Genomic DNA, 26,784 nt, shown 5'->3' on the forward strand with positions numbered 1-26,784 from the left:
GAGGCTACTTGAGCTATCTCAATACCGCCCCGAACCGGCGCGGTACCAATGTCGCAGGGGAGCAACCCGCCCGAGCGGTGGCTGGCGAGGCAGCATAGTCCCGTCGCCAATCTTGCAGGGCCAAGCAGGTCGTTCATGCCGACAACTCAATTGCCGAACACCTCTTGTCTGCGCCCCGATTTCATCTGGGGCGTTTCGACCTCCAGCTTCCAGATCGAAGGTGCAACGCAGGAGGATGGGCGCGGACCAAGCATCTGGGACGTCTATTGTCGGTCCGGTGAAATCAGAACTCACGATACCGGTGACGTCGCCTGCGACCACTATCATCGCTACCGAGAGGACGTCGGCCTCATGAAGACGCTCGGCGTACAGGCGTACCGGTTCTCGGTCGCCTGGCCGCGCGTCCTACCGCTAGGACGCGGGTCCGCCAATGAAGCCGGCCTCTCATTCTATGACCGGCTGATCGACAAGCTCCTGACCGCCGGTATCGAACCGTGGCTGTGCTTGTATCATTGGGACCTTCCGCAGGCTCTGGAGGAGCATGGCGGCTGGCTCAATCGGGACTCGGTCTTCTGGTTCGCCAACTATGCGAGTCTGATCGCCAGGCGACTTGGCGACCGGGTCAAGCGCTTTGCGACATTCAACGAGCCGTCGATGTTCAGCCTGTTCAGCCGTTCACTCGGCAAGCCGGATCGCGGCTGCGAGGACAAGCTCCACCTCATGATCCATAACGTCAATCTCGCGCACGGAGCGGCTGTGGATGCGCTCCGCGCCAACGTGATCGACGCCTCGATTGGCTGTATCCACAATCGACAGCCATGCCGGCCTTCCAGCGCAAGCGAAGCCGACGCAGCGGCTGCGCGACGCCTGGATGTGTACTGGAATGCGGCCTATCCGGATCCGCAATGCCGTGGCACATATCCAATATCGATGCGAGGGGCGATCGAACCGCATATGCAGCCAGGCGACCTGGCGCGGATTTGCCGTCCGCTCGATTGGTTTGGACTGAACCACTACAGCCCGGTCTACGTGAAGGCGCGACCGGATTCGATGCTCGGCTACGACTTTGGCGACAAGCCGCCCGCCGTTCCTTTGACCCCGATCGGATGGCCGATCGAGCCCGACGCGTTCCGTAAGACGCTGCAGGAGGTCCACACAAATTATGGCCTGCCCATCTACGTGCTCGAGAATGGCTACGGCGATTTCGGCCAGCCTGACCAGACCGGCGCGGTGGTCGACCCGGGGCGGATAGATTTTTTGAGGGCCTATATCGACGCGATGAACGATGCCGCTTCCAGCGGCGTCGACGTTCGCGGCTATTTCGTCTGGTCGCTGCTCGACAATTTCGAATGGGACTTCGGGTACAGCAACAGGTTCGGCCTGACATACGTCGACTATGCTTCGCTTCGGCGAACCCCGAAATCGTCTTTCGGCTGGTATGCCGGGCTGATCAAGGCGACGCGGCCATGATGAAAGCAACCACGCCAGGCCGAGTTCTGCTTGCAGATGTTGGAGGGACCAATGCCCGCTTCGCGCAGCAAACTGACGGCGAACTCAGCGCGATCACTCACATGGCCGTTAGCGACTACGACACCTTTCAGGAGGCGCTCGCTACCTACCTCGGCGCTGTGGCAACGGCCGAACGACCGGTTCACGTAATCCTTGCCGCCTCCGGTGTGGTTCATAATGGGCGCTGCGCGCTCACGAACAATTCCTGGGTGGTCGATGCAGAGGAACTGCGCCGAGTCCATGAATTCTCGACCGTACGCCTGATCAACGACTTCGAAGCGGTCGCGTGGGCCCTGCCTCGCCTTGGCCCGAGCAGTCTGCTGCAGCTGGGGGGACAGCAGCGCCAACCGGGAGCGCCTCTCGCTGCAATCGGCCCCGGCACTGGCTTGGGAATGGCCATCAGCATACCGCACCCCGGCGGGCAAATCGTATTATCCAGCGAGGGAGGCCATTCCACGATGGCAAGCGGCTCTTTGCGCGAGGATGCCGTTATCGAGCACTTGCGCCGCCGCTTCGGACATGTGTCTGCCGAACGCATCTTGTCGGGCGCAGGGCTGGAAAACCTCCATGACGCCCTGGCCACGATCGAGGGCGCGAGCCTGCCAAAGCGTCGGGCCGCCGACATCACACGGGCCGCCATTGAGGGGACTTGTGCGATCAGCCACAGCGCCGTTGACATGTTTTGCGCGATGCTGGGGTCCGTCGCAGGCAGCCTGGCGCTCGCGCTGAACGCGCGAGGCGGGATATTCATCGGCGGCGGCATTTTGCGCCACATGCCCGACTATCTCGCCGCTTCCCAGTTTCGCCGACGCTTCGAGGAGAAGGGGCGGCTCCGAACATTCCTCAAACCGATCCCGGCCTATCTGATCCTTGACGACGACGTCGCATTCGTCGGCCTTCGTAACCTGATGGAGGTGGAAGGCCTTGTCTGACATGCCGCACATCGTGACCTTGACGATCAACCCGGCGGTCGATCTGTCGACCTCGGTCAAGAAGATGGTGCCCTACACGAAGATGCGCTGCGCCGAACCTCAGCGCGATCCCGGCGGTGGTGGAATCAATGTCGCCCGGGTCCTGAAACGGCTCGGCCTTGACGCAACCGCAGTCTATCCCGCTGGGGGTACAACCGGGCAAACCCTGACGGCACTGGTTGAACGCGAGGCCGTGCGCAGCATCGTGATCCCGATATCGAACGATACGCGCGAAGACATCACCGTTTTCGACGAAACCAGCAGGGAGCAATTCAGGCTGGTGTTTCCGGGCGCCTGCCTGAGCGATTTTGAATGGCAGCAATGTCTCGACGCAATTGCGCGTCTCAGTCCACAAGTTGCGTTTGTCATCGCGAGCGGGAGCCTGCCGCCCGGCGCACCGGCCGATTTCTACGGCAGAGTAGTCCGGGCATCGAAAGGGGCCGCCAAGGTCATTGTGGATACGTCCGGCGCATCGCTCAAACCAGCGCTGGAAGCCGGCGTCTATCTCATCAAGCCCAACCTTCGGGAGTTTCAGGAGCTTGCCGGGATCAGCCGCACCGACGAGCTCTCGCTGGTGGATGCGGGCCGCCGCCTGCTCCAAGGCTATCGAATCGAGATCATTGCTCTCTCGATGGGCCCCAGCGGGGCCCTGCTCATCTCGCGCGACGTCGTCTTGCGTGCGAACGGCCTTGTTATGGAGCCCGTCAGCGTGTCCGGAGCAGGTGACAGCTTCCTTGGGGCGATGGTGTCGCGCCTCGCAAACGGCGACAAGCTCGATAGCGCGCTGCGCTATGGCGTTGCCGGCGGTTCGGCGGCGCTGCTCAGCCCCGGAACAGGACTTTGTCTTGGTGCGGACGTTCATCGTCTCGCAGCCAGCGTGAACGTCGCAAGCGTTGCTGGCTATCATGCCTAGCAACGTGGCACGCCACTCGCCGGGTGAACAGCAGTTGCTGGTGCGCTTCTGGAAAAGTGCCCGCGGCTTTTGGGCTGGCCGGTCGGCGGGTTGGGCCTGGCTGCTCACCGTGTCGCTCATTGCAACGGTTCTCCTGCAACTGCTGACCCAGTATTCGCTGAACTTCTGGAACCGCGATTTCTTCAACGCGATCGAACGCAGGGACGGAAAGGAGCTTCTAAGCCAGGCGATACGATTCATCCCACTTGCCGCGGCCAGCCTGTCGCTCGTCGTTTTCTCGGTCTGGGGCCGGATGACACTGCAGCGGATGTGGAGAGCATGGCTCAGCGACGAACTTTACTGGTACTGGCTGGAGCGGAATCGCTTCGTGCGACTGAACTCCGTGGCAGGAGATTATCAGGCTCCTGAATATCGGATCGCCGAGGACGGCAGGCTGGCGACGGACCTTCCGGTCGACCTCGTTCTAGGGCTTATTGCCTCACTCCTGACAGGGACGACCTTCATCGGGATCCTCTGGGTGGTTGGAGGCAGCCTCGCAATCGACGTGGGGACCTTCGTTGTGACCATTCCCGGATATCTCGTCGTCGCCGTCATTATCTATTCGATTGTCGTGGCAGCCATGACGATACTGATCGGTCAGCGGCTGACGCACGTACTTGAGGAGAACAAGCGGGCTGAGGCGCAATTGAGGGCCATCGGGACTCATGTGCGCGAACGCGGAGAGGGCGTGGCGTCCGAAACCGAAGGCGAGGATGGACTCCGCGCCATTCGCCTTGCCCTCAAGGCGGTGATCGCCGCGTGGCTGGATTATTGCTGGCAGCTCATGCGCCTGACAGTCATAACCCACACAAACTCTCTGGTGACGCCAGTCATTGGATTGTTGCTCTGCACGCCGAAATACGTTGCCGGGACGATGCTCCTCGGCGAGGTCGTTCAGGCTGCTGCGGCGTTCGTCGTGGTCCAAAGCGCCTGCAGTTGGTTCACGGACAACTATCCGCGTCTGGCAGAATGGGCCGCGTCGGCCAACCGCGTTGCGTCGCTGCTGCTCGCGCTGGACAAGATCGATCAGTGTCATAGACACGACGAGTCAGCGCGCACAGGCAGTTGATCGGAGCGCGCAGGAACGTAGCCACAATTCTGGCAAGACGAGAGACCACCTTCCTAGACGATGCCAGCCGAAGTCCCACCGACGATGGGACGTTCCCTCGCCTTTCGCGCCCGGTAGCCGGATGCGCGATAGGCAGCAATTGGGGCGATGGCCCCGCCGGCCCGCATGCGGGCGACGGCAAGGAGCGGCGAGACATCTGTGGTGAAGGCGCGTTTCAATTCGAGATGAGCACCGAGCGCGTCGTTCGCGTCCTGCGCCGCTTCAATGGCGGCGCGATCGACCATCAGAGCCTGCGCATAAGCGCGCTGCAGCTCGATCGCCGATTGCATCAGACTCTCGATAGGATCGGTCACGTTGTGCGACTGGTCGATCATATAGGCAGGCGCGAAACCTTCCACTCTGCGACGCTCGGCGTCGATCAGCTCGTTGAAGACGAGAAACAGTCGGAACGGCTCGACTGAGCCACTGTCGAGATCGTCATCGCCGTATTTTGAATCATTGAAATGAAAGCCGGCGAGCTTGTTGAAGCGAACGAGCCGAGCCACGATCTGCTCGATATTCACGTTCGGCGCGTGGTGGCCGAGATCGACGAGGCAATGCGCCTTGGGCCCGAGCTCCTGCGCGACCGCAAAACTCGTGCCCCAATCCGAGATCACGGTCGAGTAGAACGCCGGTTCGTACAGCTTATGCTCGAGGAACACCCGCCAGTCGGCAGGTAGTGCCGCGACGATCTCACGCATCGCGTCGATGTAGCGGTCGAGCGCCCTGGTCAGATTCGACTGGCCGGCAAGATTCGAGCCGTCGGCGATCCAGACGGTCAGGGCCTTCGAGCCGAGCTTGCGGCCGATCTCGATACATTCGACGTTATGGGCGATGGCCTGCGCGCGCACCCGCGCATCGGTATGCGACAGCGAGCCGAACTTGTACGAAAGCTCTTGGCCCGGCTGATCCTGGAAGGTGTTCGAGTTGACTGCGTCGAAGGCCAGGCCGTGACCCGCGGCCTGTTCGCGCAAGGCGGCATAATCGTCGACCTTGTCCCACGGGAAGTGCGGCGAGATCGTCGGAGTTGCCCGTGCCAACAGCTGGATCACCGCGCAATCGTCGATCTTCTCGACAACATTTCGCGGCTCGCCCGGCCCCGGAAATCGCGCGAACCGCGTGCCCCCTGTGCCAACGCCCCAGGTCGGAATGGCGACGCTAAAGGCCATGACTTTCTGCACCAGGGCGTCCGCATCGATGCCATGCCGCGCCAGCGCGCGCTTCAGGGCGTCATAGTCTTCGCTGATCGCACCTTCGAGCCGCGCATTGTGCTCGGCGACGAAATCCGCACTGATCGAGAACGAGGGGCTCATCGCGTGAAGGCCTGGGCGTTGCCGGCATCGACATTGAGAATGTTTCCGGTCGACTTGGCCGAAAGGTCGGACGCGAAGAAGTAGATACCCTCGGCGATGTCCTCAGGAAAGACCGACAATTTTAGCATCGAGCGCTGGCGGTAGACTTCCTCGAGTTGGTCCTCCGCAACCTTGTTGGACGCCGCACGCTGCTGGCGCCACTCGCCCTCCCAGATCTTCGAGCCGCGCAACACCGCGTCCGGATTGACCGTGTTGACGCGGATGCCATGCACTGCGCCTTCCAGCGCGAGGCAGCGGGCGAGATGGATCTCCGAGGCCTTGGCGGCGCAATAAGCCGAGGCGCCGGCCGAAGCGGCAAGGCCGTTCTTCGAGGCCACGAAGATGATGGCGCCGCCGATGTTTTGGCGCTGCATCAGCCGGAATGCCTCGCGCGAGACGAGGAAATAGCCGGTGGCGAGAATGTCCATGTTCTTCTGCCAGAGCCCAAGACTCGTATCCTCGACAGGCGAGGCCGAGGCGATCCCGGCATTCGAGACGACGATGTCGACACCGCCGAAGGCGCGCGCGGCCTCTTCGAACGACGCCACCACGGCCTCCTCGTCGGTCACATCGAGCTTCACGCCGATCGCAGCATCCCGGCCATGGCGCTTCGTGATCGCCGTAACGCGCTCGTTGAGCGCCTTCTCGTCGATATCGGCGATGATGAGACAAGCGCCTTCGCCGAGCAGCCGCTGCGCGGTCGCCCCACCGATACCGCCGGCGCCGCCTGTGACATAGGCGATACGCCCCGCAAGCGATTTCGGCTTGGGCATGCGCTGGAGCTTGGCCTCTTCCAGCAGCCAGTATTCGATATTGAAGGCCTCCTGCTCGGCAAGGCCGACATAGGCGCTGACGCCCGAGGCGCCGCGCATGACGTTGATCGCGTTGACGTAAAACTCGGCCGCAACGCGCGCCGTCGCCTTATCCTTGGCGAAGGTGAACATGCCGATTCCCGGCACAAGATACACGACCGCGTTGGGATCGCGCATGGCCGGTGTGTCAGGGTGTTTGCAGCGCTCGTAATAGGCGGCGTAGTCGCGCCGGTATGCGGCGAGGAGGTCGTCGAGACCGGCGACCACCTCGTCGAGGTTGTCGCGCGCGGGATCGTAGGGCAACAGCAACGGACGGATCTTGGTCCGAAGAAAATGATCCGGACAGGAGGTGCCGAGCGGCGCCAGCTTCGTCAGCGCGCTGGAGTTGACGAACTCCAGCACCTCCGGCGCATCGGTGAAATGGCCGATCTTGCGCTCATCCGCAGAGATCTTGCCACGGATCAGCGGCATCAGCCTCGCCGCGATCGCGCGGCGCCTGTCCGGTGCGGCCGTCTGGACCTTGGCGCCGCCGAAGGCCGGCTTCTGCTCATGTGCGGCAAGCCAATCCGCGGCCTGCTGAATCACCCGCAAGGTCATCTCGTAACAGGCCTTCGACGTCTCAGCCCAAGTGAACAGCCCGTGCCCACCGAGGACCACGCCGACATAGTCAGGATGACGCGCCGCCATCTCGCCCAGCTTCAGGCCAAGATCGAAGCCGGGCCGCTGCCACGGCAAGAAGCCGAGCTTGCCGCCGAACACCTCGCGGGTCAGATGCTCGGCGTCTTCCGAGGCGGCGATGGCGATCACCGCATCGGCATGGACGTGATCGACGTGCCGGTGCGGCACGAAGGCGTGCAAGGGCGTATCGATCGACGTCGCCCGCGGATTGAGATCGAAGGTACAGTGATTGAACAAGGCGACCATCTCGTCCTCATGGGCGAGGCCACGATAGAGGCCCTTCAGGCCCTCCAGCTTATCGAGATACAGCGTCGAAAAGCCGTCGCGCTTCATCGAGCCGATGTCGCCGCCCGACCCTTTGACCCAGAGCACGCGGACACTCTCGCCCGTCAGCGGATCCTTCATCTCGATCTTGGCCGAGGTGTTGCCGCCGCCGAAATTGGTGATGCGCAGATCAGCCCCGAGCAGGTTCGAGCGGTAGAGCAATTGACCGGCCTCATCGAGCCCGGCGGCGCGCGCGTCGTCCCACAGATTTGGCAGGGGCGTGGCCGCAACCTCGCTCATGACGCATCCTCCCTGTGCTTGATCTTTCGAGCAGCTTAGGCCGGGGATTCAATCAAGGTCAATCACTCACACTCACAGCCGCGACGCAATATGATTGATGCAGCGCGATATTGAGCGAATGTGATGGTTTGCAGTTGACCGTCGCGCGAGAGCGTGACCTATTTACCGGCAAAAGGGAGGGCGACGTGCACGAGCGGGAACGCTGGCAGGTCATCAAGGCACTGTTGCGCGAGCGGTCGCTGGTGCGCATCGCCGACGCTTGTCGCGCGACCGGCGTCTCCGAAGCCTCGATCCGGCGCGACTTTGCCAGGCTCGCCGAGCAAGGTGTCGCGATCAGAGTGCACGGCGGGCTCGAAGCCCTGCCGGAAACCGCCAACGCACCGGGCGACGTCGTTTCCCTTGCCACGCGCTCCTTCGACGTCAGCCAGACACTCAACATCGACGCCAAGCGCGCCATCGCGAAAGCGGCCGTCGCCCTCTGCGCCGACGGCGACACCATCATCATCAACGGTGGCACGACCACCTATCAGATGGGCGAGTATCTGCGCGAGCGTCGCCTGAAGGTGTTGACCAATTCCTATCTCCTCGCCGACGCGCTGATCCACACATCGAAATGCCGCGTCGCCTTGCCGGGCGGCGAGGTCTACCGGGAGCAGGGTATGATCGTCTCGCCTTTCGACGAGGATGCGATTCAGCACTATTCGGCGACGCGGATGTTCATGAGTGCGATCTCGATCGGCCCCCTCGGTGTGATCGAAGGCGATCCCCTGCTCGCCCGCGCCGAATCCAAGCTGCTGAAGCGCGCCGACAAGCTGATTGTGCTCGCTGATTCCTCAAAATTCGTCTCGCGCGGCAGCCTTGTCGTCTGCCCACTCTCGCGCATCGACACGTTGATCACCGATGCCGACGCACCAAACGACGCACTCGACATGCTGCGCGGACACGGTGTCCGCGTCGTTGTCGTCGATGCGAGCGCTCAAACCACTGCGGCGGCGTGATCATGACAACCGGCCCGCATAGCGAAACTCCGACAGCACCGCTCCTGTCGGTGCGTGCGATCGAAAAGTCCTTTCCGGGCGTGCGGGCCCTGTCAGGCGTCTCGTTTGAGGCCGCCAGGGGCGAGGTCCACGCCCTGCTCGGCGAGAACGGTGCCGGCAAGTCGACTCTGATCAAGATCATCTCCGGCGTGTTCCCGCCCGATCGCGGCGAGGTGCTCGTGGACGGCAGCCCGGTCGACCTCGCGCGGCCGGACGATGCCAGGCGCGCCGGCATCGCCACGATCTATCAGGAGCTGCTGCTGTTTCCGGAGCTCACGGTCGCCGAGAATATCTTCATGGGGCATGCGCCGCGCGCTCGCCTTGGCCGGATCGACTGGCGGGCGATGCGCGAGAAGACCAATGCCCTGCTTGCTTCGCTGGAGATTCATGATCTGCAAGCCGACCGTATCGTCGGCTCCCTCAGTGTCGGAAATCGGCAGCGCGTCGAAATCCTGCGCGCGCTGTCACAGGATGCGCGCATCCTGATCATGGACGAGCCGACCGCGGCCCTGACCGAATACGACGTGACGCGGCTGTTCGATATCGTGCGCAAGCTCAAAGCCCGCGGCGTCGCCGTGATCTATATCAGCCATCGGCTCGATGAGATCTTTGCGATCGCCGATCGGGTCACCGTGCTGCGCGATGGCGCTCATGTCGCAACCAGGCGCGTCGCGGATACGGACGCAGCCGGGCTCGTGCAATTGATGGTCGGCCGCAGGATCGAAAGCCTGTTCCCGAAGGTCACGGTTCCGATCGGCAAGCCGGTGCTCGAGGTGAAGGGCCTCGAACGACGGCCGCTGACAAGGAGCGTCTCGCTCACGGTGCGCGCTGGCGAGATCGTGGGCCTTGCCGGCCTCGTCGGCTCGGGTCGGAGCGAGCTGGCGCAAACCATTTTCGGCGTCACGCCGGCCGATGGCGGCGAGATCCGGATCGATGGGCAGCAGGCCGACATTCGCTCACCCGCCCAGGCGCGGTCTTTGGGCGTCGCCTACGTTCCCGAAGATCGCGGCACGCAAGGTCTGGTGCGGCCGATGACGGTGCGCGAGAACTTCAGCCTCGCCGCGCTGGGCAAGGTCGCATTCGGCGGCTTCATCGATCGTGGCGCCGAACGCAAGCTCGCCGGCGATGGCGTCAAGCGCTTTGCCGTCAAGACGAGCTCGCTCGAGCAGATCGCGGGCAAGCTCTCCGGCGGCAATCAACAGAAGATCGTGCTAGGCAAATGGCTCGCCAATGGGCCGAAGCTGTTGATCCTCGACGAGCCGACGCGCGGCATCGATGTCGGTGCCAAGGCGGAGATCCATCGGTTGATGGGCGAGCTTGCGGCCCAAGGGCTCGCTATCTTGATGATTTCGAGCGAACTGCCGGAGGTGCTCGGCATGAGCGACCGCGTGCTGGTGATGCGCGAAGGCCGTATCGTTGCCGAATTTCCGCGCGAAGAGGCAACCCCGGAGTCGGTTGGCGCAGCAATGATGGGCAGCCATGAAAGCGCGGAGAAAGCGGCATGACGGCGATGACCTTGGCCGGTACCGGGGCTGATCCGCGACGGCGGCTGAAGGTGCTTGCCTCGCAGGAGGCTTTGCTCGCGATCGCTGTGATCGGCCTTGCCATCGCCGTCGGGCTTTACAATCCGCGCTTTCTGGCGGCACGCAATCTTGCCGACGTGCTGCTAGGCAACGCCTATATTGCCGTCGCCGCAGTCGGCATGTCGATGGTGATCGTATCCGGCAACATCGATATTTCCGTCGGCGCGCTGATCGGCGTCCTGGCGACGTTCAGTGGCACTTTGGCCGTGAATGGCGCACCGATCGTGGTCGCCTGGCTGGCAGCACTCGTTGCCGGCGTTGTGGTGATGGCCTTGCAGGGCGTCATTATAGCCTATCTGCGCATTCCGGCGATCGTGGTGACGCTCGGTATGTTGTCGATCCTCAAAGGCGGCCTGATAAGCGTCACCGGAGGCAAATGGATCACCGATCTGCCCGACAGTTTCCATCTCGCCGATATCGAGCTATTCGGCCTACTGCCGTTCCCGGTCTTTCTCATGATCCTGGTGACGATCCTGGCCGCGTTGTGGATGCGCTATTCGGCCTCGGGCCGTGCGATCTATGCCGTCGGAGGCAACGCCGAAGCGGCACGGCTCTGCGGCATCTCGCAACCGCGCACGATCGTCATGGTCTTCGCGCTCCACGGACTCTTTGCCGGAGCGGCCGCCCTGCTCTACGCAACGCAACTGCGCGTCATCCAGTCGACCGTACCGCCCAATCTCGAATTGACAATCATCACTGCGTCGGTCGTCGGTGGCGTCAGCATTCTTGGCGGCGTCGGCACAGTCGTCGGCTCGACCCTTGCGGCCGTCCTGATCGCCGAGATTGCCAGCGCGCTCGTCTTCATCGACGTCTCGCCCTACTGGATCCGCGCGGTGCAAGGCGTTCTCATCCTCGTGACCGTGATCGCCGACATCTTGCGGCGCCGGCGCATGGCCGGAGCATGAGCGCCATGAGCGAGATCCCTCTCCCCCAGGTCGCCAAGCGCGTCGTGCCCTGGTGGCTGCTGCGCCACGAAACCATGCTCGCAGTGATCCTGCTCGTCGCATTGATCGTGCTCGGGGGCTTGAACAGCCGTTTCCTCACGCTCGACAATCTGCTCAACCAGGGCAGGCTGACGACCGAGGTCGGGCTCATCGCGCTGCCCATGACCTTTATCATCATCACCGGTGGCATTGATCTCTCGGTGGGCTCGATCGTCGGCCTCTGCGCGATCCTGCTCGGCTATTCCTGGAAGGTTTTCGGCCTTCCTCTGCCGCTGGCAATCTGCTTCTCGTTGTTCGTCGGTGCAGCGGCGGGGTTCCTCAACGGAATCGTCATCACCAGAGTGAAAGTGCCGCCGCTGATCATGACCATCGCGACGCTCGCCCTCTACCGCGGCCTCGCCGAGGGGATCAGCCAGGCGCGTTCGGTGCGCGGCTACCCTGAATGGTTCTATTTCGTCGGACAGGAAAACCTCTTCGGTGTCCCGGCGCAGCTCTGGCTCTTGCTGATTGCGATCGTGGTCACGGCCATCGTTCTTGACCGCACCACTTTCGGCCGGACACTCTATGCGATCGGCAACAACGAGACTGCGGCGCGCTTTTCCGGCTTGCCGGTCGATCGCGTCAAGCTGATCATCTACACGCTATCGGGCCTGATGGCCGGCCTTTCCGCCTGTGTTCTGGTCTCGCGCGTGACCACCACCCGCTCGGACATGGGGATCGGCTATGAGTTGGACGTGATCGCGGCGGTCGTGCTCGGTGGCACCAGCATATTCGGCGGCGTCGGCACCATCTGGGGTACCGTGGTCGGCCTCGCGATGATCCAGCTGTTGAAAAACGGGCTGGCCCTGACCGGCGTCAAGGGCGACGCGACGATCGTCGTCATCGGCACGGTCCTCATCCTTTCAACTCTTGTGGCGAGTTCGCTCCAGCGGAGACGCGAGGGCGTTTGACGGCGTGTCTAGCCGCAAAAAAGCGGCATCAAAATGGGAGGAAAACAAGATGAAGCTCGGATTAGCTGCTGCATTCCTCGGCGCGACGCTGCTGGCCGGAACGGCCTCGGCGGCGGACAAGAGATGGGACGGCGCGGACGACCTGCCGGTCAATCCGCTCGCCTGTTCGGCTGGCGAGGCGAACGCCGCGCCCGCGGCCAAGCCTTATGATGGTGGCAAGCCGGCAAATGCGACCGACAAGGCCGGCAAATCGATCACACTGGTCGACGTGCCGAAGCTGATCGGCATCGGCTATTTCAATGCGACCTCGAAAGGCATGCAGGAGGCCGCCAAGGCGCTCGGCAACGTCACGGTAAAGACCGACGGCCCGACCGAGGCCAAGATCGACGAACAGATCAAGTTCATCGACAATTACATCACCAGCGGCGTCGACGGCATTCTCTTCGCCGCCAACGATCCGGTGGCGATCGCGCCGGTGCTAAAGAAGGCGCTGTCGAAGGGCATCCATGTCGTTGGCTACGACGCCAACTCGTCGCCGGACGCGCGCGAATGGTTCGTCAACCAGGCCGAGTTCAACGGTATCGCCAAGTCGATGGTCGACTCCATGGCCAAGGAGGCCGGCGAGGACAAGAGCTTTGCGATCGTCACCTCGACCTTCACGACGCCGAACCAGGCACGCTGGATCGCCGAAATGTGGGCCTATGCGCAAAAGTGCCATCCCAAGCTGAAATGGCTCGAAACGGTCGAGGCGCAGGAGGACAACAACCTGTCCTTCAACCAGGCGACGACGCTGATCAACAAGCATGGCGACAAGCTCGCGGGCTTGTTCGGCATGACGTCGGTCGCGACGCCCGCTTCGGCGGAAGCCGTCACCAAGGCCAAGCTCTGCGGCAAGGTGGCGGTGGTCGGCCTCGCGACGCCCAACGCGATGAAGCCGTATGTCAACGCGGACTGCGTCAAGTCGGTCGTGCTGTGGAATCCGGTCGATCTCGGCTATGCCGCAACCTACGTGATGCGTGCCGTGGTCGACGGCAGCCTGAAGCCGGGCGCGACCTCGGTCGACGCGGGCAAGCTCGGTAAGCTGAACGTGGTCAATGGCAGCGAGATCCTGCTTGGTTCTCCCTTTATTTTCACCAAGCAGAACATCAAGGACTTCGATTTCTGATCTGAACTCGTCGCCCGGCCGCCGAGCGCGGTCGGGCGACGCTTATCGAAATCGCCCTCTTGCCGTGAGCTTGACGATGAGCCAGACGGTCGCGGTGCTCGACATCGGCAAGACAAATGTAAAGCTTGCCTTGTTCGACGAAGGCCGCCTTCTCTGGGAAAAGTCGGCGCCCAATCGCGTTCTGCCGGGATCGCCATATCCGCACGAAGACGTCGAGAGCGGATGGAGCTTCTTCCTCGATGCGCTTCGCGAGGCCGCACGCACGCATCGGATCGGCGCGATTGTTCCGACGGCGCATGGCGCAGCCGGCGCGTTGATCGGCGAGAGCAACCTCGCGGCTCCGGTCATGGACTACGAGTTCAAAGGCATAGACGAGATCGAGCCCGACTACGCCAAGCTGCGACCACCTTTTTCGCAGAGCCTGTCTCCGAAACTGCCCGCTGGCCTCAATCTCGGGCGGCAGCTGGCCTATCAGAAATGGCGCTGTCCGGATCTCTTCGCCAAAGCGAAGCATTTCGTTGGCTATCCACAATATTGGGCCTGGCGCTTGAGCGGCGTCGCGGTCTCGGAAGTCACCACGCTCGGCGCCCATGGTGATCTCTGGCTACCGCGGCAGGGACAGGTCTCGAGCCTCGTCGGCGCCCTCGACGTTGGCCACTTGCTGCCGCCGATGCGCCGCGCCTTCGACCCGCTTGGTCCGATTCAGCCTGACATCGCTGCCGCGACCGGGCTTGCGCCCGAAACTCCGGTCTTTTGCGGAATCCACGATTCCAACGCTTCACTTCTGCCCTACCTCGTCTCGCGCCAGGCGCCGTTCACGGTGCTGTCGACGGGCACCTGGGTGATCCTGATGAGCGTGGGCCTTTCGCTCGACCAGCTCGATCCTCGCGATGACACGCTCGCCAACGTCGACGTGCTGGGTCGTCCGATCGCCTGCGGACGCTTCATGGGCGGACGCGAATACGCCGTCATCGCAGGCGGGGGTGGCAACCCGGATATCGACGCGATCGAGCGCGTGATCGCCTCGGGCACGATAGCCCTGCCCTGCTTCTCCGGTCAGGGCGGGCCTTATGCGACGACCGAGGGCGTGGTCCGCGGCGAGGTCGCAGCGCGAGATCGGGCCGCACTTGCGACCCTCTATTGCGCGCTGGTCAGCGATCTGTTGCTGACACGCATGGGAGCGACCATCGGCGATCTCATCGTCGAAGGAACCTTCGCTCGTAATCGTCCCTTCTGTCAGACTCTTGGCGCGCTACGACCGACGCAGCGTGTCTTCGGGGCTGAGGATGCCGCGGGCACGGCACGCGGCGCGGCAATGCTCGCGCAATGGCCGCCCTCTTACCTTATTGCGGAGCCGAGCCCGATCGCTCCGATTTCGATTTCCGGCCTGGATTCTTATCGCAAGGCCTGGACGGCAACAGTCGACAGGATCGTATGACCGGGCCAACCCGAGAGGCCGCGGTGCAGTTCCTCCGCGACTCTCCGCCAATCCAACCCCCACGCTCAGGACTCGCGTTCGCATTCTCGCGGCGCAGTGCGCCCGAGCTTTGCATCGTTCTCACCCTCCTCTGAAAGAGGGCGCAGGGAAGACCGGGTGCCAGGCTGGCACCCGCGGTCCACTGTGCGATATCTGCGCTACAACAGGCTGCACAGCGGCATACAGGTGAAGCCGAAACATCCGGCCTTCCCTGCGCAGTGGTTTGACGGCTTATGTCGTGATCCCCCCGGGGAGCGATGCACTATTGCCCCAGACGTCTCGCAGATGACTGATGTGCACGCCCGGTTGGACATCGCACATCACCACGAGCCTTGGCGCACAGGCTCCGGGCGCCAGGACCACACGGTTTTGCCGTACGCGGATCACACCGGTCGTTTGCGCGAGGTCTTCGCTCACGGTTGCCCGCCTTGCAAAGCCCTTCGCGCCGATGTGATCCACGCCCACCGCCGTCCGGCCCGCGTCGTGACGATCGCGATACGCCCTCTTCCTTGGGCCGGGTTGCGCGACACATGCGCCGTTTCCGAATTTCGGTAAAGTGGAATGTTTTTGCCGACGGATATTGCCCACCCCTCGCGTGTTTTGCCCGTCGGGCAACGCGAGGTCTTGTAGCCCGTCCATCGAACCAAAACCGCCTGATGGCGTTAACCCCGGCACCGCCGGGTGACAACCGGACACAACAGGGAACGATGGACGTGGCGCATTTTTCCGGTTTCTGCCCACGACATCAACGTATCGGTACGCGCTGACATCTAACCTGTTCCCGGCGCGTGCAGCCTTTCCGCCGCACGCGCCAACCAGCCCTCGCTATTGCCTCGCCGTGCCTGCTAGGACAATCACAGCTCTTCGAGGCGGCGCCAGCCATGCAGCACGCGGCGTCCATGCGAAGTGAATGCGAAGCAGCAGCCGCCGCCAGCAAGCTGGTCATGGACGCGATCAATCGCCAAACCGGAGTAATGGCAAAATAAGAGAGTCCCAACGCCACCGTGGCCGACAAAGAGCACGTCGCCAGGCGTGCCGCGAGCCAGCACATGCTCGACCTCGCCGACGATGCGCAGTTGGGCGTCAACCGCGCGTTCCCAGCCACGAATGCTGACGTGGGGTTGCCCGAAAAACTGATTGGCCATCGCCTCGAACTCGTCGGGAACGAGGAAGCCTGTGGCCGATCGATCGTTCTCGTGCATTGCTTCGCGCACCTCCACGTCGATCCCCAGCTTTGCCGCGATGATCTCAGCGGTCTCGATCGCCTTTCGCTCTCCACTGGAGATGACCTGCGTGGTACCTGACAGCGGCCCAGTGGCCATCACGGTTTCCGTACGCGCTCTGCCGACCTCACTCAGGCCCCAACGCGGAACGGGAATCGACGGATCGATATTGACCTGAGGATGGGTCAGATAGCGGACGACATTCGTCATGGGCGAATGATCACCGGGTTTCTGTCGCAACACGCAAGCCAGAGGCATCGAAGACGTGGACATCGGGACTCGCAGCAACGAGTGTCACCGTCTCGCCCGGCGCCGGCGTCTGGCGGCCACGAACCTCCGCAACGAACATCTTGCCGTCGACGCGGCGCAGATAGGCGAAGGAGGCCTCGCCGAGCCGTTCGACCAGCTCGACGATGCCTTCGGCGGTGAAAGCACCGGCTTCTCCCCGGACAAGATGCTCCGGGCGGACGCCGACCGTCAGCCTGTCGCCGACCTTCAGCGATGCCGCTGATATGTCAAGGGTGCGAAATGCGGCACCGGTGACGCGCGCTCGTCCGCCCTCGATGCCTTCGACCTCAGCTTCGAAGAAATTCATCGCAGGCGAGCCTATGAAGCCGGCAACGAACAGATTGGCGGGTTCATAATAGAGGTCGAGTGGTTTGCCGACCTGCTCGATGCAGCCCTTGTTCATCACGACGATGCGGTCGGCAAGCGTCATCGCCTCGACCTGATCGTGCGTAACATAGACGATCGTCGACTTCAGCAGCCTGTGCAAATTCGCGATCTCGACGCGGGTCGAGACACGCAGGGCTGCGTCGAGATTGGAGAGCGGCTCGTCGAACAGGAACACTTCAGGCTCGCGCACGATCGCGCGGCCGATCGCAACCCGCTGACGCTGGCCGCCGGAGAGATCGCGGGGATAGCGCTCGAGCAGCTCCTCGAGCCGCAGCATGCGCGCCGCTTCCGTGACGCGCCGCTCGCGCTCGGTCGGCGGCACGCCAGTGAACTTCAAGCCGAACGTCATGTTCTTGCGCACATTCATGTGCGGATACAGCGCGTAGGACTGGAACACCATCGCGATGCCGCGTTCGGCCGGCGCGAGCGTATTGACAAGCTTGCCGGCGATATGGATGTCCCCGCCCGATGCACCATCGAGCCCGGCAATCATCCGCAGCAGGGTCGACTTGCCGCAGCCCGAGGGACCAACGAGAACGACGAATTCGCCGTCCTCGATGCTCAAATTGACGTCGTTGAGCACCGTCGTCGCGCCATAGCGCTTGTTGAGGTGCTCGATGCTCAGATTGGCCATTCTGACAACCTATTTGACCGCGCCGGAGGTGAGGCCTGCGATGAGTTGGCGCGAGAGGATGACGTAGATCACGACGACCGGCAGGATCGCCATCGACAGTGCGGCGAGCACGGAATTCCAGTCGGTAATGTACTGGCCGAGAAACTGCTGCACGCCGAGCGTCACCGTATGGGTTGAATCGCTCGAGGTCAGGATCAAGGGAAACCAGAGGTCGTTCCAGATCGGCACGATGGTGAAGACAGCGACCGTGGCAATGGCCGGTCGCAGCAGCGGGGCGACCACCTCGAAGAAGATGCGGGTTTCCGGCACGCCGTCGCAGCGCGCGGCGTCGCGCAAATCCTTGGGAATCTGCTGGATGAACTCGCTCAATATGAAGATCGACATCGGCAGGCCCTGCGCGACATAGACCAGGACCAGGGCCGTCAGCGTGTCGTTGAGGCCGGCGGACCGCATCATGTTCAGGATTGCGACGGAGCCAAGCCGGATCGGCACCATGATGCCGATCGACAGGAACAGCGCCAGCGCCGTCGAACCCCGGAAACGGTACTCGGTCAGCGCCCAGGCCGCCATTGCCCCGAACAGCAGGACGAGCGCCATGCTGACGAGAGTCACGATCAGCGAGTTCGAATAGTACAAAAGGATATGCGATGACCGGAACACCTTCTCGTAGCCGATCAGGCTGAAGGTTGATGCGTCCGGCGGCGTCAGCGGACTGCCGAAGATGGCGCTGCGCACCTTGAACGAATTCATCACGACGAGCAGGATCGGACCTACCGCCAGAAGGCTATAGGCAATCAGGACGAGATGGACACCGATGCTCCTTGCGCGCTGATCCCTAGTCATGCCTCCCCCTCAGAAAGCGTAACGGCGAATGCGCCGCTGCACGAGGAAGAGATAGAGGCAGAGGCCGAGAAGGATGATGAAGAACATCACGGTCGCGACCGCAGCGCCCATCGTCGGATTGCCGAGCTGGAGCTGATTACCGAAGAAGGTGCGGTAGAAAAACGTGCCAAGGATGTCGGTGGCGAAATTCGGCCCCGCAAGCGCGCCCTTGACCGAGTAGATCAGATCGAAAGCGTTGAAGTTGGCGACGAAGGTCAGGACCGAGACCAGGCTGATCGTCGGCAGCACGAGCGGCAGCTTGATGTGGAAGAAAATGCGGAACTGTCCGAGCCCATCGACCCGTGCCGCGTCGATTAGCTCTTCGGGGATGTTGAGCAGCGCGGCGTAGATCAACATCATCGGGATGCCGACGAATTGCCAGACTGAAATGAGGGACAGGGTGACGAGCGCGCTCGATTCGAGCCCGAGCCATGGGGCAAAGAGCGAGCCCAATCCGACCGCCTTCAGGGCGCCGGAGGCCACGCCCCAGAGGGGCGAAAGGATCAGATTCCAGGAGAAGCCGACAATGACAACCGACAACATCGTCGGGAGAAACATCACGGTGCGATAAAAGCCTTTGAGCCTCACACCCGGCAGGCTGAGCAATCCAGCGAGCGCAATACCGACCGGATTCTGCACGCACATATGCACGACGAAGAATATCAGGTTGTTGCCGAGCGCATTCCAGAATGGCTTCGACCAAAGCGCATCGCCGAGCAGCGTTTGGAAATTGGCGAGGCCGACGAAAGATCGTGCTCCGGACGTATCGCTCGTATACGTCGAGAGCGCCATCGTCGCGACGAGCGGGTAGATCGAAAACAGGGTGTAGATCACGACCGCAGGCCCGAGAAAGAACAGCAGAAGGCCCGCGAGCTTTGCGCGGGGCATCTGGGCCGTGACGTGCGAGACCGGTTCAGCCATGACGGGGAAAGAACAAACCTAACATGCGTTATCGCCGCTGTTTGCTGGTGCCATCTCCTGGCGAAGCGTGCAGCAACTATCGACCAAGAACGGTCCCTCTCCCCGCAAAAGCGGGGAGAGGGAGACCTCATATCACTTGGCGGGCTTGTACCACTTGTCGAGACCATCCTGGAGCTGCTTGCCGGCAGCTTCGGGCGTCAGCTTGCCGTTGACCACCTGCGCGGACACGTTCCAGAGTTCGTTTTCGAGATTCGGCGTTCCGCGCGACAGGATCTGATACGAATTGCGGATCGTCGACTTGCAGGTCTGCCGCCATCCGACCATCGTTGCAGCGACGTCGTCCTCGACCTTCACCGGAGTCTTGGCGAGGGGGAAGAAGCCGGGAAGCGCGTTGGCGTAGATCGTTGCGAATTCCGGCGTCGTCAACCATTCCAGGAATTTCTTGGCATCCTCCTTGTTCTTCGAGGCTGCGTTGATGCCCATCGCGATGTCGGTGTGATCGGAGATATAGCAATCCGTCGTGCCGGCGGGTTGCGGCGGCGGGAAAGCACCCATGGCGAATTTCGCCTGGCCCCTGAACGTCGAGATGTCCCACGAGCCAGCGGCATAGATCGCACCCTTGCCGAGCGAGAACAGGTTCTGACTGTCGGCGTAGGTCTGCGCTTGGAAGCCCGATCCGAGATAGGGTGCCCAGCTTGCGATCTCCTTGAAGGCCGCGACGTATTGCGGGTCGGTGAGCTTCTCCTTGCCGGCAATCAGATTGGCCCGCCCTGCCTCGCCTTTCCAATAGTCGGGACCGATGTTCTGGAAGCCCATGGTTGCGGCCTCCCACTGGTCGGCCGTGCCCATCACCAGCGGGACATAGGTCCCGTCCTTCTTGAACTTCTCGAGCACGGCGTGCAATTCGTCGAGCGTCTTCGGCTCGGTCACGCCGACCTTGGCGAAGGCTTCCTTGTTGTAGATGAATCCGGCGATGACGGAGGCGATCGGAACACAGAAAGTGGTCTTGCCGTCGTCGGTTTGCCACGCGGCCTTTGCGACATCGGAGAAATTGTCCATGCCCTTGATGGCGTCGACGCTATCGAGCTGATGCTTCTGATAGAGCGCGAGCGAGGCGTCGAACGGACGGCAGGTGATGAGGTCGCCGGCGGTCCCGCCATCGAGCCGCGCATTGAGGGCAGCATTGTATTCCTTGGGCGCCGAAGGCGCGAATTCGATCTTGATGTCGGGATAGTGCTTGTTGAAGGCGGGAATGATCTTGGAGTTCCAGATGTCGGCGTCGTCATTGCGCCAGCTCTCGATCTTCAACGAGCCCGCCTGGGCCGACGCCAGCCCCGCGAGCAACGCCAACGCGGCAACCTCAGCTCCCAATCCGGCCTTGAATGTCCGTCTCATGCTACGCTCCCTTGTTCGGGCCTTCGCCCTTGATTCCGTTACCCCTTGCGCGGCGCAATGCGTCGTCGATGCGGCCTTCAGCAGCGGCGAGCCAATTGACGGCTTCACTCATGCTGGGGATGCCGCACGCAATCAACACCGCCGGCTTGACGTCTCCGTCAGCCTCACGCAACGCCGCTGCCGCTTTGGCATCGCTGACATCAGCAATCGCCGCGACGATCCCGCGCGCCCGCTCGCGCAACTTGGCGTTATCGGCCTTCAGATTGACCATCAGCCCTTGATGGATGTGACCGAGATCGAGTCCCATCAAAGATGAGAGCATGCCAAGCGCGGCCTTCTGCGCGGCTCCGGCCGCGAGCCGCGTCGAGCCCCGCAGCGCTTCCTCCCCGCTTTCGAGCAGGATCGACGCGTCGGCGCCAACGAGCAATTGCGAGGCGGGACGATGCGCGATGCCAATAACGAAGGCGCCGCGGCGACGCGCCTCTGCGGCCGCGGCCACAGTGAACGGCGTCGAGCCGCTCGCCGATACAGCGATCACGGCGTCGCCGGAGAGATCACCAAGCTCGGCTATCGAACGCTCACCGGCTGCAGCATCGTCCTCGGCCGCGCCGTCGATGCGAAATGGCTCAACGGCTCCGCCAGGCAGGACAATCGCGATACGGCTCTGGTCAAGGCCGAACGTCCCGGGAAGCTCGGCGGCATCTTCGGCCGCCGCAAGGCCCGACGACCCTGCGCCGGCATAGACCAGACGTCCGCCGGCTCGCCAAACGGCGGCGAGCCGAAGTGCCGCCGTACGGATATCACTGGAAACAGCCGCGACCGAAGCAATCGCTCGGCGATAGGAGGCGAGCATTGCCTCCGCAAACATCGCCTCATCGGTCGTCACGACGTCGGCGGTGTCGCCGCACCTCTCTCCGACCGTCTCTCCACTCGGCAGTACCAGCATCGTGAATACCAATGGTAGATACCTCTTGTATTCGTTTTAGACACGTGACATACCACTTGTCTAGAGCCGTTAAGAATTTTTTTAGGAGGCCCCTTGGCGACAGCCCGGTTCTTTCTCGGAGTAGACGGCGGCGCCACCCGTTGCCGCGCGAGATTGCGGGACTCGTCCGGCCGCGAACTCGGGCGCGCCGTAGGGCCGGCTTCGAACATCTATCTCGACTTCGACGAGGCGATGCTGGTCGTGCGCGACACCATCGAATCCGCGATCAGCGCCGGCGCACCGCGGCAGGAGATCGCCCTCGGCCTCAGCCTTGCCGGTCTTTCGGACGACAATGAAGCGGAGCGTGTCTCCGCCGCCCTGCCCGGCTTCGGGCGGGTCGTCGCCGTCAATGATGCTGTCGCCGCTTGCGTCGGCGCCAACGGCGTCGGCGATGGCGGCCTGATCATCGCGGGCACGGGCTCGGCGGGCATCGCGCGCGTAGGGACCCGAACGACGATCATCGGCGGACGCGGCTTCTGGCTCGGCGACGACGGATCCGCCGCGCGCCTCGGCGAATCCGCGCTGCGCGCGACGCTGCGTGCGATCGACGGCCTGGAGCCGATGAGCGGACTGGCACAGGCGCTCGGTCGACATTTTGAGGACGATCCATTGCGGATGAGCCGCTGGGCAGCGGACGCCAGACCCAGAGACTACGGAGCCTTCGCGCCCCAGATCCTTGACGTCGCAAGGTCCGGAGATATGCGCGCGCGCGAAATCGTCGCGGAAGCAGCGTCCGCGATAGCGGCTCTCGCGAACGCGCTGAACGCGCTCGGCGCCGAGCGCATTGCGCTGGCGGGCGGCTTCGGAGAGCCCTTGCGCCCCTTCCTGCCGCCCGATGTGGCCAAGCGTCTCGCCCAGCCGCGACGCGACGCCGTCGACGGTGCGATCCTTCTTGCCGGCGGAACGCTCGCGGAGGACGCGGCATGTCCATGACGGTCGAGACGGCGCCCGGCCAAAAGCTCTATCGTGCCGTGGTCGATGCGCTTCGGCGCGAGATCGAGACCGGACGCTTCGCGGAGACGCAGCTGCTTCCGGCCGAGCGCGTGTTGTGCGAGCTGCTCGAGGTATCGCGCACGACGCTGCGCAAGGCGATCGCTGATCTGATCGCCGAAGGCGTGCTGTTTCACCGTCACGGCGCCGGCACCTTCATCCATCGTGCAACGCCGCGGGTCGAACAGCCCTCCTCGCGTTTGACGAGCTTCACCGAAGACATGCGGCTGCGCGGATTGGAGGCGAGCTCGCGCGAGCTTGAACGCGGCGTCTTCCTGCCGACGCCGGAAGAGGCGATGATGCTCGGTGTACGGCCGAACGACCGCGTGTTCCGGCTCGGACGCCTGCGCCTGGCCGACGGTTCGCCCATGGCGATCGAACGCGCTGCCGTGCCGATACGCTTTCTTCCTGAGCAGGAATCGGTCGGCGATTCGCTCTACGAGGCGCTCTCCGCAAGGGGCTTCAGACCAACCCGGGGCCTGCAGCGCTTGCGTGCGACCCTCCTCGATCATGCGGATGCCGAACTGCTTGGCGTCGCGCCTGACAGCCCCGCGCTCTACATCCAGCGCATCGCCTACCTCGCCGACGGGTCCTGCGTCGAGTTCACGAAGTCCTGGTACCGCGCCGACGCCTATGACTTCGTCTCCGAACTCACGCTGTCGCCCCCGGCCCGAAAGACGCAGCGATGACGACCCACATGCTTCAGGAGATCGGCGAGGCGGGTGAAGCGGCTGCGCGCCAGCTTGGTCAGAATGCTGATCGGCTTGCTGAAGTCGGCGCCCGTCTGCGCGCGCTCGATCCGCCGCTCGTTGCAACCATCGGCCGCGGCTCGTCGGATTGCTGCGCGCTCTATCTGAAATATCTCGTCGAGATTCTATCGGGGGTGCCTTGCGCCTCGATCGGCCCCTCCATTGCGACGCTTTACCGGACGCCGATGCGGCTCAAAGGCAGCGTTTCCGTCGCGATCTCGCAATCGGGGCGCAGCCCTGACATTGTGGAAATGCAGCGCGCCGCGCGCAGCGGCGGTGCGCTGGCCCTCGCATTGGTCAATGACGTCGCCTCGCCACTCGCGCAAGAGGCTGAAATCCTGCTGCCGCTCTGCGCCGGGACGGAACGTTCCGTCGCCGCGACCAAGTCGATGGTGGCCGGTCTTGTCGCCGGGGCAAGCCTCGTCGCCGCCTGGCGCGAGGATCGGCAGCTCGCAGACGCCCTCGCCGGCCTCCCGGACGTCCTGCGCGCCCAGGCAACGCCGCCGCCCGCGGCGATGCTGGCCAGACTTGCAAATGCCCGCAGCGCTTTCGTGCTCGGTCGCGGCGCGACGCTTGCGATCGCCGCGGAAGCGGCGCTCAAGCTCAAGGAAACGTGCGCGATTCACGCCGAGGCCTACTCCGCGGCCGAGGTGTTGCACGGCCCGGCCGAACTCGTTGCTTCGGGCTTCCCTATCATCGCCTTCCTGCCGTCCGATCCGGCGCGCGAAGGCATGCTGCCGGCGCTCGCGGCGCTGGCCGACGCCGGCGCGACGGTAATCGCAATCGAAGCAGGCGGCGACGATGAGCCGGATCGACTCGCGACCGCACGAGTCGAGGCGCCCCTGTTGGAGCCCATCGTCATGATCCACCGCTTCTACCGGCTTGCCGAAGCGCTCGCGCTCCGGCTCGGGCGCGATCCCGACCGCCCGCGCAATCTGCGCAAGGTAACGGAGACCGTCTGATGATCGTTCTGTCCGGCGCGCGGATCTTCGATGGCGAACGCTTTCTCGATGACCATGCGGTCGTCGTCGACGGCGCGCGCATTGCCGCAATCGTTCCCCACTCGCAGAGACCTGACGGCGCCATGCGGGATCTCGGCGGCGGCCTGCTTGCGCCCGGCTATGTCGACGTTCAGGTCAATGGCGGCGGCGGCGTCCTGTTCAACGAGGACCCGACGCCCGAAGGCATCGCCCGCATCGCGGCCGCGCACCGTGACCATGGGACCATCGGGCTGCTGCCGACGCTGGTGACCGACACGCCGCAGGTGATGGCCACCGCGATCGCAGCGACGCGCGAGGCGCGGCGTCTGACCCCTGCGGCACTTGGCATTCACCTGGAAGGCCCTTTCCTGGATCCGCGCCGCAAGGGCGCGCATGAACTCAACTACATCCGCAATCTCGAACCCGACGACATCGCGACAATCGCCAAGGCAGAATGTGGCGCGATCATGCTGACGCTCGCGCCCAACCGGGTCGGAGCCGAGAGCATCGCCGAGCTCACGCGGCAGGGCGTGCTTGTCTCGCTGGGCCATTCCGACGCAACCTACCAGGAGGCGCGCCGGGCCGTGGAAGCAGGCGCGCGCGCATTCACCCATTTGTTCAACGCGATGAGCCCGCCGACGGGACGCGAGCCGGGCATGGTCGGTGCCGCACTCGATCTGGACGATGTGTTCGTCGGCCTCATCGCCGACGGTCATCACGTCCACGAGGCGAATTTGCGCGTTGCGCTAGCCGCCAAGCGGCACGATCGTTTCATGCTGATTACCGACGCGATGCCGCCGGCGGCCGGCGGCCCCGATCATTTCGATCTTCAGGGCCGGCGCGTGACGTCCGTTGACGGTTGCCTGCGGCTCGACGACGGGACGCTCGCCGGCTCGGTTCTGACCATGGATGAGGCGGTGCGCTATGCCGTCAACGTCCTCAGGCTTCCGCTCGCCAATGCCCTCGCAATGGCGTCGCGCATTCCGGCGACGTTTCTCCGGCGCGATACTGACCTCGGCCGTATCGCACCAGGCTATCTCGCCAGCCTCGTGCATCTCGACGACGAGCTGCGCGTGCAGGAAACCTGGATCGAGGGCTGCCCCCTTAACACCTGATTGAAGGACGCGATCGAGCCATGTCCTCGCTCTCCGTTTCGTCCCCACAGAAGATCCGCGTTCTCGTGGTTGGCCTCGGCACCATGGGAACAAGCCATGCCCGCGCCTACAGATCGATCGAGGGTTTCGAGCTCGTTGGTCTTTGCACCTCTCGCGCGGCCGATCGCGACGATCTCGAGGCCGAGTTTCCTGCTCTTCCGCGCTTCGAAAGCTACGAGGAGGCGCTCACAAATTTGCGTCCCGATGCGGTCGCGATCTGCACTTACACCGAGCATCACGCCGCCATGGCGTTGCGGGCTTTCGCCGCCGGCGCGCATGTTTTCTGCGAAAAGCCGCTGGCCGACACGCTGGATGCCGCGCGGCACGTCGTGAGCGCTGCACACGCAGCCGGAAAGGCGCTGCTGGTCGGCTATATCCTGCGCGTCCATCCCGCATGGTCGCGGTTCGTCGAAATCGGACGAACGCTCGGAAAGCCGCTCGTGATGCGCATGAATCTCAACCAGCAGTCCGCGGGCTCTTTCTGGGAGGTGCACAAGAGACTTATGCGGTCGACCTCACCGATCGTCGACTGCGGCGTCCATTACGTCGACATCATGTGCCAGGTGACGCGAGCCCGCCCCGTCGCGGTTCACGCAGTCGGGGCGCGACTGACGAGCGAGATCGCGCCGGCCATGTACAATTACGGCCATCTCCACATCATGTTCGACGACGGCTCGGTCGGCTGGTACGAGGTCGGCTGGGGTCCGATGATGAGCGAGACCGCCCATTTCGTGAAAGACATGATCGGCCCTGATGGCAGCGTGTCGATCGTCGCGAAAGAGAGCGGCGATGCGGGCGCCGGTTCGGCGGAACATGACTCGCATACACGCACCAACGCGCTTCGCGTCCATCACGCGGCGCGTGACAGCGAAGACCGCTTTGCCAAGCCGGACGAAATAATCTCGACCGCCGATGAGCCCGGCCATCAGGAACTCTGCGAACGCGAGCAGCTGATGTTTCTGAGTGCGATCCGTGGCGAAATCGATCTGTCCGAGCATCACGAGGACGCGATCAACTCGCTCCGCATCGTCTTTGCCGCCGACGAGAGCGTTCGAACGGGGGAAGTCGTACGCCTGTAGATCCACACCGATCGA

General features: G+C 63.4%; 23 protein-coding genes. 15 read left to right on the forward strand and 8 right to left on the reverse strand.

The window, feature by feature from the left end:
* The first annotated feature begins 135 nt into the window (after nucleotides 1-135).
* From L6637_RS06640 to L6637_RS06655, 4 genes are read left to right on the forward strand one after another with little or no spacing between them, the layout of a single operon-like run.
* Nucleotides 136-1,470: a GH1 family beta-glucosidase gene (locus L6637_RS06640; protein ID WP_237869671.1), complete on the forward strand. Its 1,335-nt coding sequence runs from the start codon at nucleotides 136-138 to the stop codon at nucleotides 1,468-1,470.
* Complete coding sequence (glk, locus tag L6637_RS06645; RefSeq protein WP_237858914.1) at nucleotides 1,467-2,441, forward strand: glucokinase; 975 nt, start codon at nucleotides 1,467-1,469, stop codon at nucleotides 2,439-2,441. Before L6637_RS06640 ends, glk begins: the two co-directional genes overlap by 4 nt.
* Nucleotide 2,442: 1 nt before the next feature.
* The gene (locus tag L6637_RS06650) at nucleotides 2,443-3,393 is read left to right on the forward strand and encodes a 1-phosphofructokinase family hexose kinase (RefSeq protein ID WP_237859427.1); all 951 of its coding nucleotides are present in this window, start codon (nucleotides 2,443-2,445) and stop codon (nucleotides 3,391-3,393) included.
* Complete coding sequence (locus L6637_RS06655; RefSeq protein ID WP_237858915.1) at nucleotides 3,386-4,501, forward strand: SbmA/BacA-like family transporter; 1,116 nt, start codon at nucleotides 3,386-3,388, stop codon at nucleotides 4,499-4,501. Before L6637_RS06650 ends, L6637_RS06655 begins: the two co-directional genes overlap by 8 nt.
* Nucleotides 4,502-4,554: 53 nt before the next feature.
* Here L6637_RS06655 and rhaI read toward each other — a convergent pair whose 3' ends face one another.
* Both rhaI and L6637_RS06665 read right to left on the reverse strand, forming a co-directional pair.
* Complete coding sequence (gene rhaI, locus L6637_RS06660) at nucleotides 4,555-5,853, reverse strand: L-rhamnose catabolism isomerase (protein WP_237858916.1); 1,299 nt, start codon at nucleotides 5,851-5,853, stop codon at nucleotides 4,555-4,557.
* Complete coding sequence (locus L6637_RS06665) at nucleotides 5,850-7,946, reverse strand: bifunctional rhamnulose-1-phosphate aldolase/short-chain dehydrogenase (protein ID WP_237858917.1); 2,097 nt, start codon at nucleotides 7,944-7,946, stop codon at nucleotides 5,850-5,852. The genes rhaI and L6637_RS06665 overlap by 4 nt, the downstream gene beginning before the upstream one ends.
* Nucleotides 7,947-8,131: 185 nt before the next feature.
* Between L6637_RS06665 and L6637_RS06670 the strand changes: the two genes are divergently transcribed.
* The 6 genes from L6637_RS06670 (at nucleotide 8,132) to L6637_RS06695 (ending at nucleotide 15,063) form a co-directional block, all read left to right on the forward strand.
* Nucleotides 8,132-8,944: a DeoR/GlpR family DNA-binding transcription regulator gene (locus tag L6637_RS06670; protein ID WP_237858918.1), complete on the forward strand. Its 813-nt coding sequence runs from the start codon at nucleotides 8,132-8,134 to the stop codon at nucleotides 8,942-8,944.
* A gap of 2 nt (nucleotides 8,945-8,946) precedes the next feature.
* Nucleotides 8,947-10,488 (forward strand): sugar ABC transporter ATP-binding protein, encoded by a 1,542-nt coding sequence (locus tag L6637_RS06675; protein WP_237869673.1) that lies wholly within the window; start codon nucleotides 8,947-8,949, stop codon nucleotides 10,486-10,488.
* Between the two features lie 5 nt (nucleotides 10,489-10,493).
* Nucleotides 10,494-11,471, forward strand: a complete 978-nt coding sequence (locus L6637_RS06680; RefSeq protein WP_377802686.1) for an ABC transporter permease — start codon at nucleotides 10,494-10,496, stop codon at nucleotides 11,469-11,471.
* Nucleotides 11,468-12,460, forward strand: coding sequence for an ABC transporter permease (locus L6637_RS06685; RefSeq protein ID WP_237869677.1), 993 nt, complete (start codon nucleotides 11,468-11,470; stop codon nucleotides 12,458-12,460). Before L6637_RS06680 ends, L6637_RS06685 begins: the two co-directional genes overlap by 4 nt.
* A gap of 49 nt (nucleotides 12,461-12,509) precedes the next feature.
* Entirely contained in the window at nucleotides 12,510-13,625 is a 1,116-nt protein-coding gene (locus tag L6637_RS06690) for an autoinducer 2 ABC transporter substrate-binding protein (RefSeq protein WP_237869678.1), read from the forward strand.
* Between the two features lie 76 nt (nucleotides 13,626-13,701).
* Nucleotides 13,702-15,063 (forward strand): FGGY-family carbohydrate kinase, encoded by a 1,362-nt coding sequence (locus L6637_RS06695; RefSeq protein WP_237858923.1) that lies wholly within the window; start codon nucleotides 13,702-13,704, stop codon nucleotides 15,061-15,063.
* An 893-nt stretch (nucleotides 15,064-15,956) separates the two neighbouring features.
* On the opposite strand, the gene L6637_RS06700 is transcribed toward L6637_RS06695, so the two are convergent.
* The 6 genes from L6637_RS06700 to L6637_RS06725 all read right to left on the reverse strand — a co-directional run bounded on the left by L6637_RS06700 (nucleotide 15,957) and on the right by L6637_RS06725 (nucleotide 21,778).
* Nucleotides 15,957-16,535, reverse strand: coding sequence for a histidine phosphatase family protein (locus L6637_RS06700; RefSeq protein ID WP_237858925.1), 579 nt, complete (start codon nucleotides 16,533-16,535; stop codon nucleotides 15,957-15,959).
* 10 nt (nucleotides 16,536-16,545) lie between these two features.
* Nucleotides 16,546-17,634: an ABC transporter ATP-binding protein gene (locus tag L6637_RS06705; protein ID WP_237858927.1), complete on the reverse strand. Its 1,089-nt coding sequence runs from the start codon at nucleotides 17,632-17,634 to the stop codon at nucleotides 16,546-16,548.
* A 9-nt stretch (nucleotides 17,635-17,643) separates the two neighbouring features.
* Entirely contained in the window at nucleotides 17,644-18,477 is an 834-nt protein-coding gene (locus L6637_RS06710) for a carbohydrate ABC transporter permease (protein ID WP_237858929.1), read from the reverse strand.
* Between the two features lie 9 nt (nucleotides 18,478-18,486).
* Nucleotides 18,487-19,437, reverse strand: coding sequence for a carbohydrate ABC transporter permease (locus tag L6637_RS06715; protein WP_377802675.1), 951 nt, complete (start codon nucleotides 19,435-19,437; stop codon nucleotides 18,487-18,489).
* Between the two features lie 132 nt (nucleotides 19,438-19,569).
* Nucleotides 19,570-20,832, reverse strand: a complete 1,263-nt coding sequence (locus L6637_RS06720) for an ABC transporter substrate-binding protein (RefSeq protein WP_237858931.1) — start codon at nucleotides 20,830-20,832, stop codon at nucleotides 19,570-19,572.
* 1 nt (nucleotide 20,833) lies between these two features.
* Entirely contained in the window at nucleotides 20,834-21,778 is a 945-nt protein-coding gene (locus L6637_RS06725) for an N-acetylmuramic acid 6-phosphate etherase (protein ID WP_237858933.1), read from the reverse strand.
* Between the two features lie 93 nt (nucleotides 21,779-21,871).
* Between L6637_RS06725 and L6637_RS06730 the strand changes: the two genes are divergently transcribed.
* Genes L6637_RS06730 through L6637_RS06750 form a run of 5 tightly spaced genes read left to right on the forward strand, consistent with a single transcriptional unit; the run spans nucleotide 21,872 to nucleotide 26,769 of the window.
* A complete protein-coding gene (locus tag L6637_RS06730) occupies nucleotides 21,872-22,750 on the forward strand; it encodes a glucosamine kinase nucleotide-binding domain-containing protein (RefSeq protein WP_237869679.1) in 879 nt (292 codons plus the stop codon).
* Nucleotides 22,741-23,496: a GntR family transcriptional regulator gene (locus tag L6637_RS06735; RefSeq protein ID WP_237858937.1), complete on the forward strand. Its 756-nt coding sequence runs from the start codon at nucleotides 22,741-22,743 to the stop codon at nucleotides 23,494-23,496. The genes L6637_RS06730 and L6637_RS06735 overlap by 10 nt, the downstream gene beginning before the upstream one ends.
* Nucleotides 23,493-24,518, forward strand: a complete 1,026-nt coding sequence (locus L6637_RS06740) for an SIS domain-containing protein (protein WP_237858939.1) — start codon at nucleotides 23,493-23,495, stop codon at nucleotides 24,516-24,518. Before L6637_RS06735 ends, L6637_RS06740 begins: the two co-directional genes overlap by 4 nt.
* The gene (nagA, locus tag L6637_RS06745; protein ID WP_237858941.1) at nucleotides 24,518-25,651 is read left to right on the forward strand and encodes an N-acetylglucosamine-6-phosphate deacetylase; all 1,134 of its coding nucleotides are present in this window, start codon (nucleotides 24,518-24,520) and stop codon (nucleotides 25,649-25,651) included. Before L6637_RS06740 ends, nagA begins: the two co-directional genes overlap by 1 nt.
* Before the next feature lie 20 nt (nucleotides 25,652-25,671).
* Nucleotides 25,672-26,769, forward strand: a complete 1,098-nt coding sequence (locus L6637_RS06750; protein WP_237858943.1) for a Gfo/Idh/MocA family protein — start codon at nucleotides 25,672-25,674, stop codon at nucleotides 26,767-26,769.
* Nucleotides 26,770-26,784 lie beyond the last annotated feature (15 nt).

The sequence above is a fragment of the Bradyrhizobium zhengyangense genome, assembly GCF_022012435.1.
Classification (GTDB): domain Bacteria; phylum Pseudomonadota; class Alphaproteobacteria; order Rhizobiales; family Xanthobacteraceae; genus Bradyrhizobium; species Bradyrhizobium zhengyangense.